At 39.4% G+C, this 16,744-nt stretch carries 15 protein-coding genes; 1 reads left to right on the top strand and 14 read right to left on the bottom strand.

Annotated elements, in window-relative coordinates:
- Window positions 1–2 precede the first annotated feature (2 nt).
- The 11 genes from DC083_RS08335 to xth form a co-directional block, all read right to left on the bottom strand.
- Window positions 3–1,178: a phosphoglycerate kinase gene (locus DC083_RS08335; protein ID WP_109189767.1), complete on the bottom strand. Its 1,176-nt coding sequence runs from the start codon at window positions 1,176–1,178 to the stop codon at window positions 3–5.
- Window positions 1,168–2,151: a thioredoxin-disulfide reductase gene (trxB, locus tag DC083_RS08330; protein ID WP_109189766.1), complete on the bottom strand. Its 984-nt coding sequence runs from the start codon at window positions 2,149–2,151 to the stop codon at window positions 1,168–1,170. Before trxB ends, DC083_RS08335 begins: the two co-directional genes overlap by 11 nt.
- A 332-nt stretch (window positions 2,152–2,483) precedes the next feature.
- Complete coding sequence (locus DC083_RS08325) at window positions 2,484–3,572, bottom strand: polyamine ABC transporter substrate-binding protein (protein ID WP_109189765.1); 1,089 nt, start codon at window positions 3,570–3,572, stop codon at window positions 2,484–2,486.
- Window positions 3,573–3,732: 160 nt separating this feature from the next.
- On the bottom strand, window positions 3,733–4,167 hold the full coding sequence (locus DC083_RS08320) for a c-type cytochrome (RefSeq protein ID WP_109189764.1): 435 nt from the start codon (window positions 4,165–4,167) through the stop codon (window positions 3,733–3,735).
- Window positions 4,168–4,323: 156 nt separating this feature from the next.
- A complete protein-coding gene (ubiB, locus tag DC083_RS08315; protein ID WP_109189763.1) occupies window positions 4,324–5,955 on the bottom strand; it encodes a ubiquinone biosynthesis regulatory protein kinase UbiB in 1,632 nt (543 codons plus the stop codon).
- 129 nt (window positions 5,956–6,084) lie between these two features.
- Complete coding sequence (gene ubiE, locus DC083_RS08310; RefSeq protein WP_275667374.1) at window positions 6,085–6,831, bottom strand: bifunctional demethylmenaquinone methyltransferase/2-methoxy-6-polyprenyl-1,4-benzoquinol methylase UbiE; 747 nt, start codon at window positions 6,829–6,831, stop codon at window positions 6,085–6,087.
- Window positions 6,832–6,966: 135 nt separating this feature from the next.
- Entirely contained in the window at window positions 6,967–7,794 is an 828-nt protein-coding gene (aroE, locus tag DC083_RS08305; RefSeq protein ID WP_109189761.1) for a shikimate dehydrogenase, read from the bottom strand.
- Window positions 7,794–9,740: a DNA mismatch repair endonuclease MutL gene (mutL, locus tag DC083_RS08300; RefSeq protein ID WP_109189760.1), complete on the bottom strand. Its 1,947-nt coding sequence runs from the start codon at window positions 9,738–9,740 to the stop codon at window positions 7,794–7,796. Before mutL ends, aroE begins: the two co-directional genes overlap by 1 nt.
- Before the next feature lie 163 nt (window positions 9,741–9,903).
- Window positions 9,904–10,941, bottom strand: coding sequence for an outer membrane protein assembly factor BamC (gene bamC, locus DC083_RS08295; RefSeq protein WP_157954914.1), 1,038 nt, complete (start codon window positions 10,939–10,941; stop codon window positions 9,904–9,906).
- A gap of 143 nt (window positions 10,942–11,084) precedes the next feature.
- Window positions 11,085–11,957, bottom strand: a complete 873-nt coding sequence (dapA, locus tag DC083_RS08290; RefSeq protein ID WP_109189758.1) for a 4-hydroxy-tetrahydrodipicolinate synthase — start codon at window positions 11,955–11,957, stop codon at window positions 11,085–11,087.
- 291 nt (window positions 11,958–12,248) lie between these two features.
- Complete coding sequence (gene xth / locus DC083_RS08285) at window positions 12,249–13,013, bottom strand: exodeoxyribonuclease III (protein ID WP_109189757.1); 765 nt, start codon at window positions 13,011–13,013, stop codon at window positions 12,249–12,251.
- A 254-nt stretch (window positions 13,014–13,267) separates the two neighbouring features.
- On the opposite strand from xth, the gene glnA reads away from it, so the two are divergent.
- On the top strand, window positions 13,268–14,680 hold the full coding sequence (glnA, locus tag DC083_RS08280) for a type I glutamate--ammonia ligase (RefSeq protein ID WP_109189756.1): 1,413 nt from the start codon (window positions 13,268–13,270) through the stop codon (window positions 14,678–14,680).
- 475 nt (window positions 14,681–15,155) lie between these two features.
- Here glnA and csrA read toward each other — a convergent pair whose 3' ends face one another.
- The 3 genes from csrA to rimM all read right to left on the bottom strand — a co-directional run bounded on the left by csrA (window position 15,156) and on the right by rimM (window position 16,689).
- Complete coding sequence (csrA, locus tag DC083_RS08275) at window positions 15,156–15,341, bottom strand: carbon storage regulator CsrA (RefSeq protein WP_109189755.1); 186 nt, start codon at window positions 15,339–15,341, stop codon at window positions 15,156–15,158.
- Between the two features lie 142 nt (window positions 15,342–15,483).
- Window positions 15,484–16,173 (bottom strand): tRNA (guanosine(37)-N1)-methyltransferase TrmD, encoded by a 690-nt coding sequence (trmD, locus tag DC083_RS08270; protein WP_109189754.1) that lies wholly within the window; start codon window positions 16,171–16,173, stop codon window positions 15,484–15,486.
- Window positions 16,174–16,185: 12 nt separating this feature from the next.
- Window positions 16,186–16,689 (bottom strand): ribosome maturation factor RimM, encoded by a 504-nt coding sequence (gene rimM, locus DC083_RS08265; RefSeq protein ID WP_109189753.1) that lies wholly within the window; start codon window positions 16,687–16,689, stop codon window positions 16,186–16,188.
- Window positions 16,690–16,744: the final 55 nt, after the last annotated feature.

The raw sequence follows: 16,744 nt of genomic DNA, 5'->3' as shown, positions 1-16,744 counted from the left end.
CATTAATTTGCTCGCTTTTCCAACATCTCAACAGCCGGTAATACTTTACCTTCTAAAAGCTCCAAGAATGCGCCTCCAGCAGTTGAAATATAAGAGATTTTATCTGCAATCCCGAAGGTTTCTACAGCAGACACTGTATCGCCACCGCCGGCAATCGAGAAAGCACTGCTTGCTGCAATCGCTTCACCGACTTTCTTAGTACCTTCTGCAAAGTTTGCAAACTCAAATACGCCTACAGGACCATTCCATACGATTGTTTTCGCTTTCTCTAAAATATGGCGATAAAGCTCTATCGTTTGTGGACCAATATCCATAATCATATCATCCGCCTCTACATCAGAAATAGCTTTAACCACCCCTTCAGCATCTGCAGAGAATGCTTTTCCAACAACCACATCAATCGGTAGTGGAATCTCTTTACCTTCAGATTCAGCACGCGCTAATAGTTTTTTAGCTTCAGGAACAAGATCTTTCTCCACTAAACTATTACCCACGTTATACCCTTTCGCAAGTAACAATGTATTCGTGATACCCCCGCCGGTAATGAGCTGATCCACTTTATCTAACAGCGCATTAAGGACGGTGAGTTTAGTGGACACTTTCGCACCACCCACGATAGCCACCATTGGTTTTTCAGGATGTGCAACGGCTTTAGTTAACGCTTTAAGCTCTTTCTCTAAAAGAAGCCCTGCAGCCACCTCTTTCGCTTCCATACCCACACCATAAGTAGATGCGGCTTTACGGTGCGCAGTAGCAAAAGCATCCATCACATAGACATCACAAAGATTGGCCATTTTTTTAGAGAGCGCTTCATCATTTTTCTTCTCGCCCTCAAGGAAACGAACATTCTCAAGTAATTTCACTTCACCGGGTTTAATTTCAACGCCGTTGATCCAATTTTTTACTAAAGGAACGGGCATACCTAAACGATTATTAAGCCATACAGCGACAGGTGCCAAAGAAAACTCTTCATCTTCAACACCCTCCGTTGGGCGACCAAGATGTGATGTCACCATTACAGCGCCACCCTTCTCTAAAATCTTTTGAATAGTTGGAAGTGCAGCTTCTAAGCGAGCATCGGAAGTAATGACACCATCGTGAATCGGTACATTCAAATCTTCACGAACTAAAACACGTTTACCTTCTAAATTAAGATCATCTAATGTATTAAATTTCATACTTATTCTCCTCATTGTGAATGCTACCAACACTATCTAAATAACGCTCGGCATCGAGCGCCGCCATACATCCTGTCCCTGCTGAAGTGATTGCTTGACGATAATGAGAATCCATCACATCACCCGCAGCGAATACGCCTTCTACTGAAGTCGCTGTAGAATTTCCATCTAAACCTGATCGTACCACAATATAGCCATCACGCATTTTCAGTTGTTCTGCAAAAATCGCAGTATTCGGTGTATGCCCAATCGCAATAAATACGCCGGGGACACTTAATGATTTAACATCATCATTAACCGTTGAAGAGAGCTTCACACCGGTCACACCATTTTGATCACCTTCTACCTCATCGAGTACACAATTCAAATGTAACTCTATCTTACCATCTTTAACGTGTTGATAGAGTCGATCAATCAGAATCTTCTCTGCACGGAAACTATCCCGGCGATGAACTAAATGGACTTTTGATGCGATTGCACTTAAATAGAGCGCCTCTTCCACTGCAGTATTGCCACCGCCGACAACAACGACTTCTTGATCTCGATAGAAGAAACCATCGCACGTTGCACAAGCTGAAACCCCTTTACCGAGATATGCTTCTTCCGAGGGTAATCCTAAATATTTTGCTGAAGCACCTGTTGCAACAATCAACGCATCACAACTATAAGTCCCATTTCCGCCGGTGAGCGTAAAAGGTCTTTTTGAGAGATCCACCGATTCAATATGATCAAAAATAATCTCTGTACCAAAACGCTCGCAATGGGCTTGCATCTTCTCCATCAATTGGGGCCCTGTTAAGCCCTCTTCACCACTAGGCCAATTATCCACCTCTGTGGTAGTCGTCAATTGACCGCCCATTTGCATTCCAGTAATAATGACAGGATTGAGATTAGCGCGCGCCGCATAAAGCCCCGCAGTATAGCCCGCAGGTCCTGATCCTAAAATAATTAATGAATGATGAATAATACTCATAGTTACCTCTATTTGAAATAATCGTTATAAATCTTAGATAGCGATCTCCTTATCAGTATCACCCTCTTTAATTTACATCTCTGTACTTTTGTGCTTTTTTACTTTTGCACTTTGGTAATTTAATTTTAATCTGCCTTTCATTATACATAAAAAAGAGCGCCTCTTTCGTCCCTCTGTCAAAACCTTATTAAAATTTTAACATTTCTCTACAAATCATAAAAAAAGCACTCAATCATTGAGTGCTTAATTTGAATATTGATGAAGTAGTTATCTCATCATTACCAGACTTAGCTAAGTAAAATAGTGTGATTAGTGAATACAATCTCTTTCACTTATTTCTGTGCTTTAATTTTCAACCATTGACGCATCAATTTTTTCTGTTCCCGCTGTGTATAAGGTTGCTTCACATTTAATAGGGACAATGTTTCCTCTGAGGGATAGAGCGCTTTATCATTCAATAACTCTTGATTCACATAAGGGAATGCCGCTTCATTGGACGTTGCATACTCCACATAATCTGCAGCCCGCGCATTAACTTTTGCATCTAATAAGAAATCAATAAAAGCATAGGCTTCATCTACATTTTTAGCATTTTTAAGAATCGCCAATTGATCAAACCAAAGTAGCCCCCCCTCTTTCGGAATAAAGTATTCGATATTCACACCGGCATTCGCTTCTTTCGCTCTTGCTTTTGCTAAATAGAGATCCCCAGACCAACCTAAACTTAAACAAGCATCACCATTGGCCATGGCATTGATATATTCTGAAGAGTGGAATTTGGTAATATAAGGACGAATCCCCTCTAATACTTCATTGGCTTTCGCAAGATCTGCATCTGACGTACTCTCTGGATCTAAGCCTAAATAACGCATTAGCATCGGGTAAAACTCACTGGGGGAATCAATAATATAGATCCCACAACTAGCCAATTTTGACGCATATTCAGGATTAAAAAGAAGTTCCATGGAATCAAGCGGCGCATCTGGCACGAGTTCTTTAATCTTATCCACATTATAGGCAATACCTGTTGTTCCCCACATATAAGGCACTGAATATTCTGTGGCCCCCGGCAACTCTTCAAGCCGCTCCTCCACAAAAGGCCAAATGTTACCAATATTTTGTAACTTGCTACGATCAATCTTCTGTACCGCATCCGCTTGTGTCATATAGATCAGCGTATAATCCGATGGCACGACAATATCGTATCCTGAATTGCCGGTTAACGTTTTTGCCAATAATACTTCATTACTATCGAATGTATCATAGATCACCTTAATACCTGTTTTATCGGTAAATTCAGTAATCAACTCTGGATCAATATAATCAGTCCAGTTATAAACCCGTACTTCTTGCGCTTGTACTGCTGTTGAACCCAATGCCAAACCTAAAGATAAGAGCGTTGCCAATTTAAATTTTTTCATGACGCGATCAATCTCCTATAAGTGGGAAATATAGAAAAGGCGGCTAGCACCACGCTAACCGCCCTTGATTGTATCTTAGATTTATCGTAATAGCCTAACAAAAAAGCCCGTTACAATAAGAATCGATTAAAGATGATGATTTAAAATCATCGATCGGCTATTAATCTAATTTGAATGAATCATGACAAGACTTACAAGTGCCGCCTAATTTACCCATTTGTTGAGCAAGCGTCTGTTTTTCACCTGCAGCTTCAACCATTTTGCCACTCTCTTCAATGAATGCCGCTAAATCCGCATCAAACTCTGCACGATTTTCAGCAATTTTAGGACTTGCACTTGTACCTTCATAAGTACCATCAACGAATGTCGCACCCACAGCTTTCGCCATTTCATTAATGCGTTTTGCTGCTGATACTGCTTCTTCAGGATTGTAATCGATTTCGCCTTTAAGCATGCCACCTAAAACGCCCATATTCCAACCTGCAACGGTGAAAGCAGCTTTACGATATTTAATAACTGCATCAGTATCCGCTTGCGCCATAGAAACGCCCATAGTCGTTACTGCTAAGATTGCTGCTAATGCTAATTTTTTCATTGACTTCTCTCCTTATAAAAATTCTGCCCTATCCTGATTATTATCAAGATATTCTCCCTTCATTATAGATGATATTTTGCAAAGAATTGTGTTAAATCAATTTCTTTTTAAAATTCTTTCTTAAGATTATCACACACAACAAAAAATATCAGCAGGTTACCGCCTTTTTCGTAACGATAGATAGAAAAATAATAATCCGAATAAGGAGATAGAAACTGTACCCCCTAGTGATAGATCATCCCATTTAAGTAATAGCGCTAATAAAAATACAGCACCAACACCCCCAAAAATTCTACGCTTACTCTCTTCAGACTGAATGGCTTGTAATTGCTCCCATTGTGTTTGGGCGAGGTTCACCTTCAACTCACCTTTCACAGCTTGACGTAAAACAATATTCCCGTTTTGCATCATATCCGGAATCTGTTCAAGCCAGATGGGTAGATCGTGCTTATACCGTTTTATAATCGCTTTTGGCCCACGCTTTCTCTTCACAAAATCAACAAGGTAAGGTTTTGCCGTTTCCCATAGATCTAAATCAGGATACAGTTCTCGTCCTAAGCCCTCAATTGCAAAAAGTGTCTTCTGCAACAACATCAATTGTGGTTGCATCTCCATTTTAAAGCGACGCGCCGTTTGAAAGAGTGATAATAGAAAACCACCAAAAGAGATATCTTTTAAAGGTTTATTGAATACGGGTTCACAAAGGGAGCGAATCACTGCTTCAAAATCTCCCACCGGCGTATCTGGCGGTACCCAACCAGATTCCACATGAAGTTCAGCAACTTTAAGATAATCTCGATTAAAAAAGGCTAAAAAATTACTTGCAAGATAATGCTGATCATCTTCATTCAACGTTCCAATAATACCGAAATCTAGCGCAATATAAGTGGGATCTTTCGGATTCGTCACATCCACAAAGATATTACCGGGATGCATATCCGCATGAAAAAAACTATGTTCAAAGACTTGGGTAAAGAAGACATCAACACTTCGTTTAGCAAGTAATGGGATATCTACCCCTAAGGCTTTTAAGGTTTCAATATCACCGACAGGAACGCCGGAAATACGCTCCATCACAAAAACATTTTTACGCACATAATCGATATAGATCTCAGGCACATAGAGCGCTCTTGAACCTTTAAAATTCTCTCTTAATTGTGCGCCATTTGCAGCTTCAATCGTCAAATCAAGTTCATTCAAAATTGTCCGTGCATGCTCTTCTACAATCTCTACTGGACGAAGCCGTTTACCATCCGGATAGTAGCGTTCAATAGTATATGCCAGCACTTCCATCAGACCGATATCTCGCTTAATCACTTTTTGAATACCGGGACGTACGACTTTAACAACAACCTCTTGACCATTGAGAAGCACTGCTCCGTGTACCTGTGCAATAGAGGCTGCTGCAATCGGCGTTTCATCAAAAGAGCGGAATATTTGATTAAGCGGCTTTTGATAAGCCTTTTCAATAATATTGATCGCTACATCACTTGGAAATGGTGGCACACTATCCTGTAGCTTTACTAACTCATCGACAATCTCTTTATCAAGCAGATCATATCTCGTTGAGAGCGCCTGCCCTAATTTAATAAATGTAGGTCCGAGTTGTTCTAAAGCAAGGCGAATACGCACCGGCAATGGCGTTGTTTTATAGCCATTAAAAAGAGACAACACCGGTTTAAGAAACCGAAGATGCCGCAGTCCCGGCACCATAAAAGCAAGATCATATAGACCAAACCTGAGGAATACCCACCAAATTTTGATCATACGCAAACCACGAGAAATCATCTAATTATCCTTAAGTAAACAGAATATGAAGTAGGAATTCTCTACAATCCCTACTAATAATCAGAGCTTATCATTAAAGTTGATAAACTCTATATTAACTAGCACTTAGGCTAATTCTTAGGCTAATATTTAATAGACAAATCCCCGATGAATTGCCACAATCCCGCCGGTTAAATTCTTATAATCCACTTCATCAAATCCCGCTTCAAGCATCATATCGCGAAGTTCTTCTTGTGGTGGATGCATCCGAATCGATTCAGAGAGATAGCGATAGCTATCGCCGTCTTTTGCAATTAATTCGCCCATACGTGGAATAATTTGGAATGAATAGAAATCATACAGCGTCCCTAATCCAGGAACCACAGGTTTAGAAAACTCCAACACTAAAAGACGACCGCCAGGTTTTAAGACTCTACGCATCTCTTTAAGCGCTTTCATTTTATCTGTTACGTTACGAAGCCCAAAACCAATTGTTACTAAATCGAAAGTCGCATCTTCAAAAGGAATCTGCTCAGCATTAATCTGTTTAAATTCCACATTACCAACAATCCCTTCATTGATAAGACGTTTACGCCCCTCTTCTAACATTGATTCGTTGATATCCGATAAAACCACTAAGCCTTCAGCACCTACACGTTGACTTAAACGCTTCGTTAAATCACCGGTACCGCCGGCAAGATCAAGGACTTTCTGTCCACGTCTAGCACCCGATAAACTTAATGCTGTATTTTTCCAAAGACGATGAATCCCAAAACTCATCACATCATTCATCACGTCATAACGACTCGCCACTGAGTGAAACACTTCTGCAACTTTCGCTTCTTTCTCATCACGATCGACCGTTTGATAACCAAAATGGGTTTTTTCTTCAGACATAATTCTCTTTTCCTTCATGAATGGATTTTGCAAATGATATCAAAATCTAGGATTGAATGCCTGATTAAAGGCACGTTTTAGCTTAACTTTCTTATTTGTATTAAAGATCCAAAAGGGAAATAATGTTTATCAATATTACCGCCCAAAGATCGCCATTACCCCCTCTATCGAGGGCTTCTTCCCAAACCAAAATTCAAAGGCATATACGCCTTGCTCAATGAGCATCCCTAAGCCATCATAGGCTTTTTTACCACCGTTATCGTAGATATATTCCATAAAAATAGTGGGTTGATTGCTATAAACAAGATCATAACCGATAGTATCGCTACCGATCGTTCCTTGTGGTAATGCCGGGAAATCTTGTTGCAGTGAGGCACTTGTCCCATTAATAATCAAATCAAACTCATCTTGTAAATCATGCCAAGCCACTGCTGAAATATCACATTGTGTACTATTTGCAAACTCTTGGACTAATTGCTCTGCTTTAATCAAAGTACGATTACTCATCATCACAGAATGCGGTTTTTGATCTAAAAGCGGTTGCATAATGCCGCGAACTGCCCCACCGGCCCCTAATACTAAGACTCGCTTACCGGCAATTTGAATTCCTTTTAGCTCGGTTATATCCCGAATAAGTCCAATACCATCAGTATTATGACCATAGATCTTCCCTTCTTGAATACGAATTGTATTGACGGCTTTTGCTGTGCGGGCTTCAGGTGTTAAATCATCACACAGTTGATATATTTCCTCTTTAAACGGAACGGTAATATTAGCCCCAACAATCCCTTGATTGACCCAATGCTTTAAGGTTCCTGCAAAATCATCGAGTGGTGTTAAAACTTTTAGATATTCAAGATTAACGCCGACATTATGAGCAAACTGCATCTGCATCTCTGGAGATTTCGATTGCGCAATGGGATTACCAAAAATAACGCATCGTTGTAAGGTTGTTGAATTCACTACTCACCTCGTAAAAAGAGTTTATCTAAATCAGTCAATGCTAACGACCGCCAAGTAGGACGACCATGATTACACTGTCCTGATCGCTCTGTACGTTCCATATCTCTCAGTAGCGCATTCATCTCTGGTAAGGTTAAACGCCGATGATGACGAATAGCGCTATGACAAGCCATTGTTGAAAGAATATCATGGATATGTTCCGTAATCTTTTGACTAGACCCATAGCGATCAAAATCTCGTAACACTTCGCTCACTAATTTCTCGATATTAGCACGAATTAAACTCGCCGGAACCTCTCGTACTACAATGGAATTATGACTTAATACTTCTAAAATCAAACCTATTGAGTGAAGTTCTGCCTGAAATTCCTCTACAAGCGCAATCTCTTTCGAGGTTACTTCAATAGTTTTAGGAATTAATAAGGCTTGTCTGACAATCCCTTTATCCGTATCCACTGCACTCTTAAAACGTTCATAAATAATTCGCTCATGAGCGGCATGCATATCCACCATCACCAAACCCTGCCGATTCTCCGCCAAAATATAGGCCTCATGAAGTTGCCCGAGCGCATAACCTAACGGCGCATCATCGGGATCGAAATCTTGATCATTTTCATTACCGATTTGATCAGTCGCTGAATGATTGCCTGTGGTTGAAGAAGTTCTATCTATTAGCCCTGCAAATGCTTGTTGCCCTGATGAATTTGATATATTGCGACCGGCACCAATCGCTTCATAGAGATTAAGAGGTTTATAAGACTTACCCTGCCCACCATATTGATTGCCAAAAGAGAGCCCTGTTTGCCGTTGATTTGCAATGGCACGACTCTCTGATGGCGCTTCTTGTACTGATAAGGGCTGTTTATCCTCTATTGAAGCCACAACAGGAAGCGCATCACTCCCCTCTAAAACTTCCGGCCGAGAGATGACATGATTAAAGGTACTAAAAAGGAAGTTATGAACAATTCGCGACTCTCGAAACCGCACCTCATGTTTTTGGGGATGAGCATTAACATCTACAGCAGCAGGATCAAGCGTAAAATAGACCACAAAAGCGGGATGTTTATCACTGTACATGACATCTCGATAAGCTTGACGAATTGCATGCGCCACAAGACGATCTTTGACCATTCGCCCATTCACATAGACATACTGCCATTCATTGTTATTGCGGAAAAAAGTGGGTTTTGCAACCCAACCTTCTAACGTTAAAATTCGAGTTGTCCCCACATCATCAATCACCACTTCTTTAGTATGTGAAAAGTGGAAACAATTATCTAAAAATTCTTGATTAAAAACTTGTCCTATTCTGGCCTGTTTTTGTGCCATTGTCTCAGCAATAGGCGCTGAAAAAAGCTCACGCCCATTATGAATAAGAGTGAAACTAATATCGAAACGAATAAGCGCTAACCGCTTCACTAAAGTTTCAATATGACTTAGCTCTGTTCTCTCAGTGCGTAAAAACTTCCGTCTTGCTGGAACATTAAAAAAGAGATCAAAAACTTCAATCCGAGTACCTTGAGGGAGCGATGCCGGCATCGGCTCATTAATTTCATCATGGCCTTTACTCTGCACTTTAAAGGCATACTCTGCTCCCGCTTCTCTAGAAATAAGTGTTAGGCGAGAAACTGCCGCAATACTCGGTAACGCTTCTCCTCTAAAACCTAAAGTGGCGATCTCTTCTAGATCATTGGCTGAACGAATCTTGCTCGTGGAGTGACTTGATAAAGCAAGACTTAGATCCTCCTTAGCAATCCCACTCCCATTATCTTGTACAATAATCTGCTCGATGCCCCCAGCACGAATATCTATTACGATTTCAGTAGCATTGGCATCGATACTATTCTCAACTAACTCTTTCACAACTGAAGCCGGTCTCTCAACCACTTCACCAGCGGCAATCTGGTTAATGACATGCGGATCAAGTTTCGCAATTTTCTGTCCCATATCCTCTCTCTGCTCCTTCTGAGATAGCTTATTGTACTTATTGTACATAAACAAAACGCCCGATTAATCAATCGAGCGTTTTTATTTTACCAAAATTGTGAATAACGATTCTAAACTTACAATATTCTACAACTTAACAGCTGATTTGATAAGGTTGTCGAATTTATTGAAGTTTAGTTGAAATTCGATCCACTAACTCTTCTAAGTGATTGAGCGTCAAGACAGGTTGGATATCAATTTTTGCCTGGCCATTACCCAACTCATTCACGCGAACGTAATATACTTCCCCTTCACGATCATAGCGTGTGAAGAAGAAAAACCGACGTTTTTTAGTTGTCCGTCCAACTCGATAAGTGTTGATATCAGAATATTGCTCTAAAACATTAAATTCAGAACCATCATCTAAAATATCACCCAATTGTTTCCATACATCTTGTGGTGATCTATTACTTATGGTGAGGCGCATCCCTTCTCGATCAATAGCCGGGATACTACCACCCTTTCCCGAGGCACCGAGACCATCGCCTCCTACGCCTAAACGTGCAGATAATCGCGCTAAGAATTCAGCTTCAAGTTCCGGATCACTCCCACCATCAACCCATTTATGGAATTGTTGTTCATTACCCGTTGCCTCATCTTTAAGAGAGTAATGTGTCACAAAGACTAATACTCGATCTCCATCACGCTCTAAACGAATCTTGAACTTATCCTTAGAAGTAGAACCTAGTAAGTTACCGGCGACTTTACGAATTAAGCCACGGATAAAACCATCATCTACATTCGCTTGGTTTTCAGCCCACTTAGTTTCAATAATACCCGCTTCAGGTGTTTGTGATTCAATCTCTAAACCAAGCTGACGAACAAGTTGTTGTACTTGTTGCCAAACATAATCAGGCGAATGCCCTGTATTGATCCAACGACGTCCGCCTTCAGATTCTATAAAGGTTAGACCAGCGCTGTCTCCTGTAGGTAATACTTTTTGGACAACTTGCTTCTGATGTTGACGATACTCTTTAAGTGTCGTAGTCGCTACCGTATCTGTCGCTGTTGTCTTCAATAAGCTTGGTGGATACTCCAGTGGATTAACTTGCGATGATGATAAATAACGCAAGCTATCCCGAGGTTGCACTTTTTGCGTAGAGCAACCGCTAATTACCAAGCCTGATAGCAATACCGCAAACGCTATTTTTTTTGTATACATGGACCTAATCCTTAACGAATAAATTCTTGTTATTGTATGAGCGATTTTCATTAATCACAAAATACTTTTTGTGGGATTATAACGTAAAAACAAACTGATTGCTCTTTTTATCCGATCAAACTGATTCCTTCAATAAGATCGAATTAAGAAATACCAGCATTTTTCATCGCTTCACGTACAGTCAAATGATATTGCTTATCAAGTGGCACAAGAGGAAGTCTAATTCCCGCATGGATTTTTTTCATCTCTTGCAATACCCATTTTACCGGAATAGGATTTGTTTCTAAAAAGAGCACATGATGCAATTCTTTGATTTGATCATTAATTTCATACGCTCTTGCTTCATCTCCCGCAAGCGCAGCGGCAATCATCTCATGCATTTGAAGAGGTACAACATTAGCAGTGACCGAGATTACCCCTTTAGCGCCCGCTAGCACACATTTAGCAGCGATCCCATCTTCACCTGTTAAAACATCAATTTGATCTCCTACTCGGCGAATCAATTGCTCTACACGTTCAAAAGTACTCGCCTCTTTAATTGCAACGATATTTTTAAGTTCAGCTAACCTTGCAACTGTATCAACTTGAATATCAGAACACGTTCTTCCTGGCACATTATAGAGAATTTGAGGGATATCTACTGTTTCCGCAATTAATTTAAAGTGTTGGTAGAGCCCTTCTTGAGGAGGTTTATTATAGTAAGGCGCAACAAGCAAACATGCATCCGCACCATCTTCAGCAGCCCAATGTGTTAAACGAATTGCCTCTTCTGTAGAATTGCCACCCGTTCCAGCAATAACAGGCACACGCCCATTAACATATTGAACAACGCGTTTAACAACTTCACGATGCTCATCAAAATTGACAGTTGCAGATTCACCCGTTGTACCTACAGCAACAATCGCATCAGTCTTATTTTCGATATGAAATTCAACCAACTTTTCAAATGTATCGTAATCAATTCGACCATCAGGAAACATCGGTGTGGCAATCGCCACAATACTACCACCAAACATACTTTCTCCTTTATGAAATGCGTGTATCCGGTAACTTAAGAAAACTCATTATTCAAGTTTAATATCCTATATATACTATATATATAACTAACACATATCTTATGTACATACTTAATATATCCCTTATTCATCGCTTTGAGTAATACTCAAATTATCTTTTGAATAAATTTGGAATAAACTTTGAATAAATTTCGAATAGATTTTGAACCAATATTGAACAAATTTTATTCAGAAATAGTCTCTATAGCGGTCACCTTTTATACTTTCATTTTTAATAGTTGTAATAAATCATTATTTAAATACGGCAGAGACCGGCGCATGATCTGACGGTCGCTCTAAGGCCCTATAATCAAGATGAACCATTGATGCCTGATATCGACGGCCTAATACTTTCGATGATAATAGATGATCAATACGAATACCACTATTTTTCTCAAATCCGCCCTGCCGATAATCCCACCAGGTAAAAGTTCCTTTCGGTTTCGCTTCAATACGCAAAGTATCTAAGAAACCTAGATCAAGTAATCCTTGAAAAGCGGCTCGTTCTTGATCAGTACAGAGTATCTTCCCTTTCCATGAAGCAGGATTATGAACATCATCATCTGTAGGGGCGATATTAAAGTCCCCGATAACGATCAATTGAGGATATTCTTCAAGCAATTGTTCAAGGTAATCAGTAAAAGCTGTCAACCACCGTAATTTATATTCATACTTATTAGAATCAGGATTTTGCCCATTAGGTACATAAGCATTCACAATGCGTACACCGGCGACTGTTCCGGTAATCACCCGTTTTTCTTCTGAATCAAAGCCGGGAATATCAAGTACCACATCGTCAATTGGCTGACTCGCAATTAAAGCAACACCGTTATAAGTCGGCTGACCATTAAGTACCACGTGATAACCGGTTGCCTCTATTTCTGCTAATGGAAATTTGTCATTGGGGGCTTTCAACTCCTGTAAACCAATGACGTCGGGCTTTTCAGTTTCAAGAAAAGAGAGAAGATGCGTTAAACGGACATTGATGGAATTAACGTTCCATGTAGTAATTTTCATGAATATGAATCACCTTTCATTATTATTTAGTGATTGTTCATTATTGAAGGATAATGATTAAGAAAGAGATATTCGTTATTCACTCTTTTTAAAGTGAATCGTTCTTTATTCTACGTCACTCTGAGCAAAACATAAAGCAAGGAATTTCATCAACTTTTTTTACAAAAATTTCTAGCTATCTTACCGTTATTTCTCTATAAAATTAGTGTAGAATAATTAATTTAGTGATCAAAAATTTGAAGGAGAGAGATCCAATGGCGGCAGATAGTATACGTTCTGTATTAGAACTCATTAAAGAAAAGGGTATTTTATTCGTTGATCTTCGTCTTACAGACATGGTCGGCCAAGAACACCATTTTACTATCCCCGCACGACAGGTAAATGAAGAGCTCTTCACACAGGGTAAATTTTTTGATGGCTCTAGCTTTAAAGGTTGGAAACAAACCGAATCATCTGACATGATTCTTCTACCAAATGCAGAGAGTGCATTTATTGACCCTCTAATTAAACATCCAACGTTAGTTCTCATTTGTGATGTTTTAGAGCCCGATACTATGGACTACTATTCTCGTGATCCTCGTGCTTTAGCGAAAAGAGCAGAAAGTTATCTACAAGAAACAGCAATTGCAGATACCGCATATCTAGGCCCTGAAAATGAGTTTTTTATCTTTGACAATGTGCAATATAGCACCGACCCTAACCATGTAAGCTATGAATTGAATTCCTCAGTCTGTTATTGGCAATCAAGTGGTCCGAATGCTATTTCTGGTCATTTAGCCGAAAAACAAGGAGGTTATGCACCTTTACAACCCGTTGATAAACTCCATGATCTACGCAATGAAATCACACTTATTGCCGAAGAAACCGGTATTGAAGTTGAAATTCATCATCGGGAAGTCGCCTCTGCTGGCCAATGTGAAATTGGCTCTCGCTTCAATACACTTCTTAAGAAAGCAGATGAGACACAAAGATTAAAGTATATTATTAAAAGTACCGCTGAACAGCATGGTAAAAGTGCAACATTTCTCCCTAAGCCTTATTTTGGGGAAAATGGTTCAGGAATGCATGTACATATCTCACTATTTAAAGAGGGTGAAAATATCTTCTGTGGCGATGGTTATAGCAACTTATCACAAACAGCGCTCTACTTTATTGGTGGCATTATCAAACATGCCAAAGCACTTAATGCCTTTACAAATGCTTCAACGAATAGTTACAAACGATTAGTACCACATTATGAAGCACCTGTATTACTCGCTTATTCTGCAAAAAATAGAACTGCATCAATTCGTATCCCTTACATTGCAAATGAGAAAGGTCGTCGTATTGAGATCCGATTCCCTGATGCAACCGGCAATCCTTATCTCTCATTTGCTGCAATGTTAATGGCAGGAATTGATGGTATTAAAAACCAGATCGATCCAGGTCCTGCTTCTGATGAGAATCTCTATGATCTCTCTAGTGATCAATTAAAAGCGATTCCAAAAGTAAGCAAGAATTTAGAAGAAGCCTTAGAAGCTTTAGACAAAGATCGTGAATTCTTACTGGCAGGAAATGTCTTTAGCAATGATCTTATTGATGCTTATATTCAATTAAAACAAAAAGAAGTGAATAAAGTTGCGGAAACACCACATCCTGTAGAATATGAGCTTTACTACTCAATCTAAAATTTCACTACTGAATGTTTTTTGAATAACTACAAGGTACATATTTTAAAATACATATTAAGCCCACTATATACTCCAATATAGTGGGTTTATTCATAACCTAAAATTACTGATTAAATCAAAAATATAGAGTAAATTTGGTTTAAGAAAACATAAAACCGTACTAAACAACACTTGCAAGATGCCGGATAGAATGGCGTCCTTACTTATTACAGCCGATGCGCCGGCATTTATAGTGAAATCGGTTTTAAATTATTAAGTGAAAATGTTGGCAAGATTGCAAGAATCTTCATCCCATAATGATTGTGAATTTTCTTAAACCGGAACGACTATAAATAAGCTTGTTTTGAACCGATACTGCTATAAATACACCATCAAGGACTTATTTTTTAATAGCTAGTACTTATCATTGAATGACTATTTCACCATATATTGACAGCAAAAATCCCGATATTAGATCGGGACTTCTAACTCATTACTTCTTTTCATTATCTGAAGAAGCTGCCATGATCCGTTCATAAACTTCTTCTCTAAATATTTTTACATCACTAGGTGCATCAATACCAATGCGAATTTGGTTTCCTTTGAACTCTAGTACTGTAACTGTGATATCATCGTTAATAACGAAGCGCTCACCTGGTTTTCTAGTTAAAATTAACAAGACATTCCTCCTTGTGTCATATCTATCGGCAGACCCAATAATCAACTCCTGCTCGAGCCTTGAAAATAATAAACATTAATTGATAAATAGTCAATATAATTGACAATATTATCATTAATATAAATTAAATTTTATTAATAAGTTAATGATTATTAATATCTGCTTTGTTATGACGCAGCGCAGTTCTCCGAAGAGATTCTTCTCGGCGCCAAGCTTCAATCTTGGCATGGTCACCTGAAAAGAGAACATCAGGGACGGATAATCCGTTAATTTCTCGTGGTCTTGTGTAATGAGGATGGTCTAACAGATCTCCTTCACTAAAAGAATCATTTTGATGAGATGCTTCATTAGACATTGCATCAGGGAGTAGGCGTACCACAGTATCTATCACTACGGCTGCAGCTAACTCTCCTCCTGAAAGTACGTAATCCCCTATTGAAAGCTCAAAATCAATTTCTGTATCGATAATACGTTGATCTACGCCTTCATAGCGTCCACATAAAAGCACTAAGTGAGGTATCGCCACCAATGCTCTTGCTTTCGATTGCTTTAGAACCTCACCTTGCGGAGACATATAGATACGAACACCACGACTTTGCCGATAATCTGCAATTGCATCGAATGTCTTTTTCAAAGGTTCATACATCATCACCATACCAGGGCCGCCGCCAAATGGCCGTGCATCCACAGTATGATGACGATCTTCCGTATAATCTCTAGGGGTCCAAAAACGAAGCTCAAAGAGTGATTTCTGATGCGCACGACTGACGATCCCATCTTCAATAATTGGCTGAATAATCTCCGGAATAAGCGCTATAACATCAATAATCATCTTGTTCACTTTCTACTCTTCATCCCAATCGACTACAATATAACCTTCTTCTAAATTGACTTCCATGACGATATATTCCATTGAATAAGGGATCAAGATCTCTCCCTTCTCACCTTTCACGGCTAATACATCATTCGCCCCAGTTTCAAAGATATCTTCAATAATACCCAATTCTACATCTTCATGATTAAATACTTTGAGTCCGTAAAGATCCACCCAATAGATCTCATCTTCAGCTAATTCTGGCAGATCTTCCCGTGCAACATAGAGTACTGCACCTAACAAAGGTTCAACTGCATCCCTTGAATCCAATCCCTTAAATTTAAAAAGAATATGCTTGCTATGCTTCTGTCCTACTTCAACTTCTAGAGTTTCCCAAGCACCATTTCGCTGAATCAAAAAATGCTTATAATGCAAAATACCTTCTCTTGGTCTAGTTTCAGAAAATACTTTAATAAACCCTTTGACCCCATGAAAACCATTGATCTTACCTACAACAATCTTCTCTGCTTGCATTATTCTGACTCCTCAAAAGCGAATAAAAAAGCCACCTTATACTAGATAAGATGGC

It is taken from the genome of Ignatzschineria ureiclastica, assembly GCF_003121845.1.
Lineage (GTDB): Bacteria > Pseudomonadota > Gammaproteobacteria > Cardiobacteriales > Wohlfahrtiimonadaceae > Ignatzschineria > Ignatzschineria ureiclastica.
Note: the sequence above shows the minus strand (reverse complement) of the source record. Positions and strands in the feature narration are given on the sequence as shown.

Bases quoted from the DNA above. Each gene is read 5' to 3' on its own strand.
- trxB (WP_109189766.1), bottom strand. From the start codon at position 2,151: ATGAGTATTATTCATCATTCATTAATTATTTTAGGATCAGGACCTGCG.
- DC083_RS08320 (WP_109189764.1), bottom strand. From the start codon at position 4,167: ATGAAAAAATTAGCATTAGCAGCAATCTTAGCAGTAACGACTATGGGC.
- DC083_RS08335 (WP_109189767.1), bottom strand. From the start codon at position 1,178: ATGAAATTTAATACATTAGATGATCTTAATTTAGAAGGTAAACGTGTT.
- rimM (WP_109189753.1), bottom strand. From the start codon at position 16,689: ATGCAAGCAGAGAAGATTGTTGTAGGTAAGATCAATGGTTTTCATGGG.
- dapA (WP_109189758.1), bottom strand. From the start codon at position 11,957: ATGTTTGGTGGTAGTATTGTGGCGATTGCCACACCGATGTTTCCTGAT.
- ubiE (WP_275667374.1), bottom strand. From the start codon at position 6,831: ATGTCTGAAGAAAAAACCCATTTTGGTTATCAAACGGTCGATCGTGAT.
- DC083_RS08325 (WP_109189765.1), bottom strand. From the start codon at position 3,572: ATGAAAAAATTTAAATTGGCAACGCTCTTATCTTTAGGTTTGGCATTG.
- ubiB (WP_109189763.1), bottom strand. From the start codon at position 5,955: ATGATTTCTCGTGGTTTGCGTATGATCAAAATTTGGTGGGTATTCCTC.
- glnA (WP_109189756.1), top strand. From the start codon at position 13,268: ATGGCGGCAGATAGTATACGTTCTGTATTAGAACTCATTAAAGAAAAG.
- mutL (WP_109189760.1), bottom strand. From the start codon at position 9,740: ATGGGACAGAAAATTGCGAAACTTGATCCGCATGTCATTAACCAGATT.
- trmD (WP_109189754.1), bottom strand. From the start codon at position 16,173: ATGATTATTGATGTTATAGCGCTTATTCCGGAGATTATTCAGCCAATT.
- bamC (WP_157954914.1), bottom strand. From the start codon at position 10,941: ATGTATACAAAAAAAATAGCGTTTGCGGTATTGCTATCAGGCTTGGTA.
- xth (WP_109189757.1), bottom strand. From the start codon at position 13,013: ATGAAAATTACTACATGGAACGTTAATTCCATCAATGTCCGTTTAACG.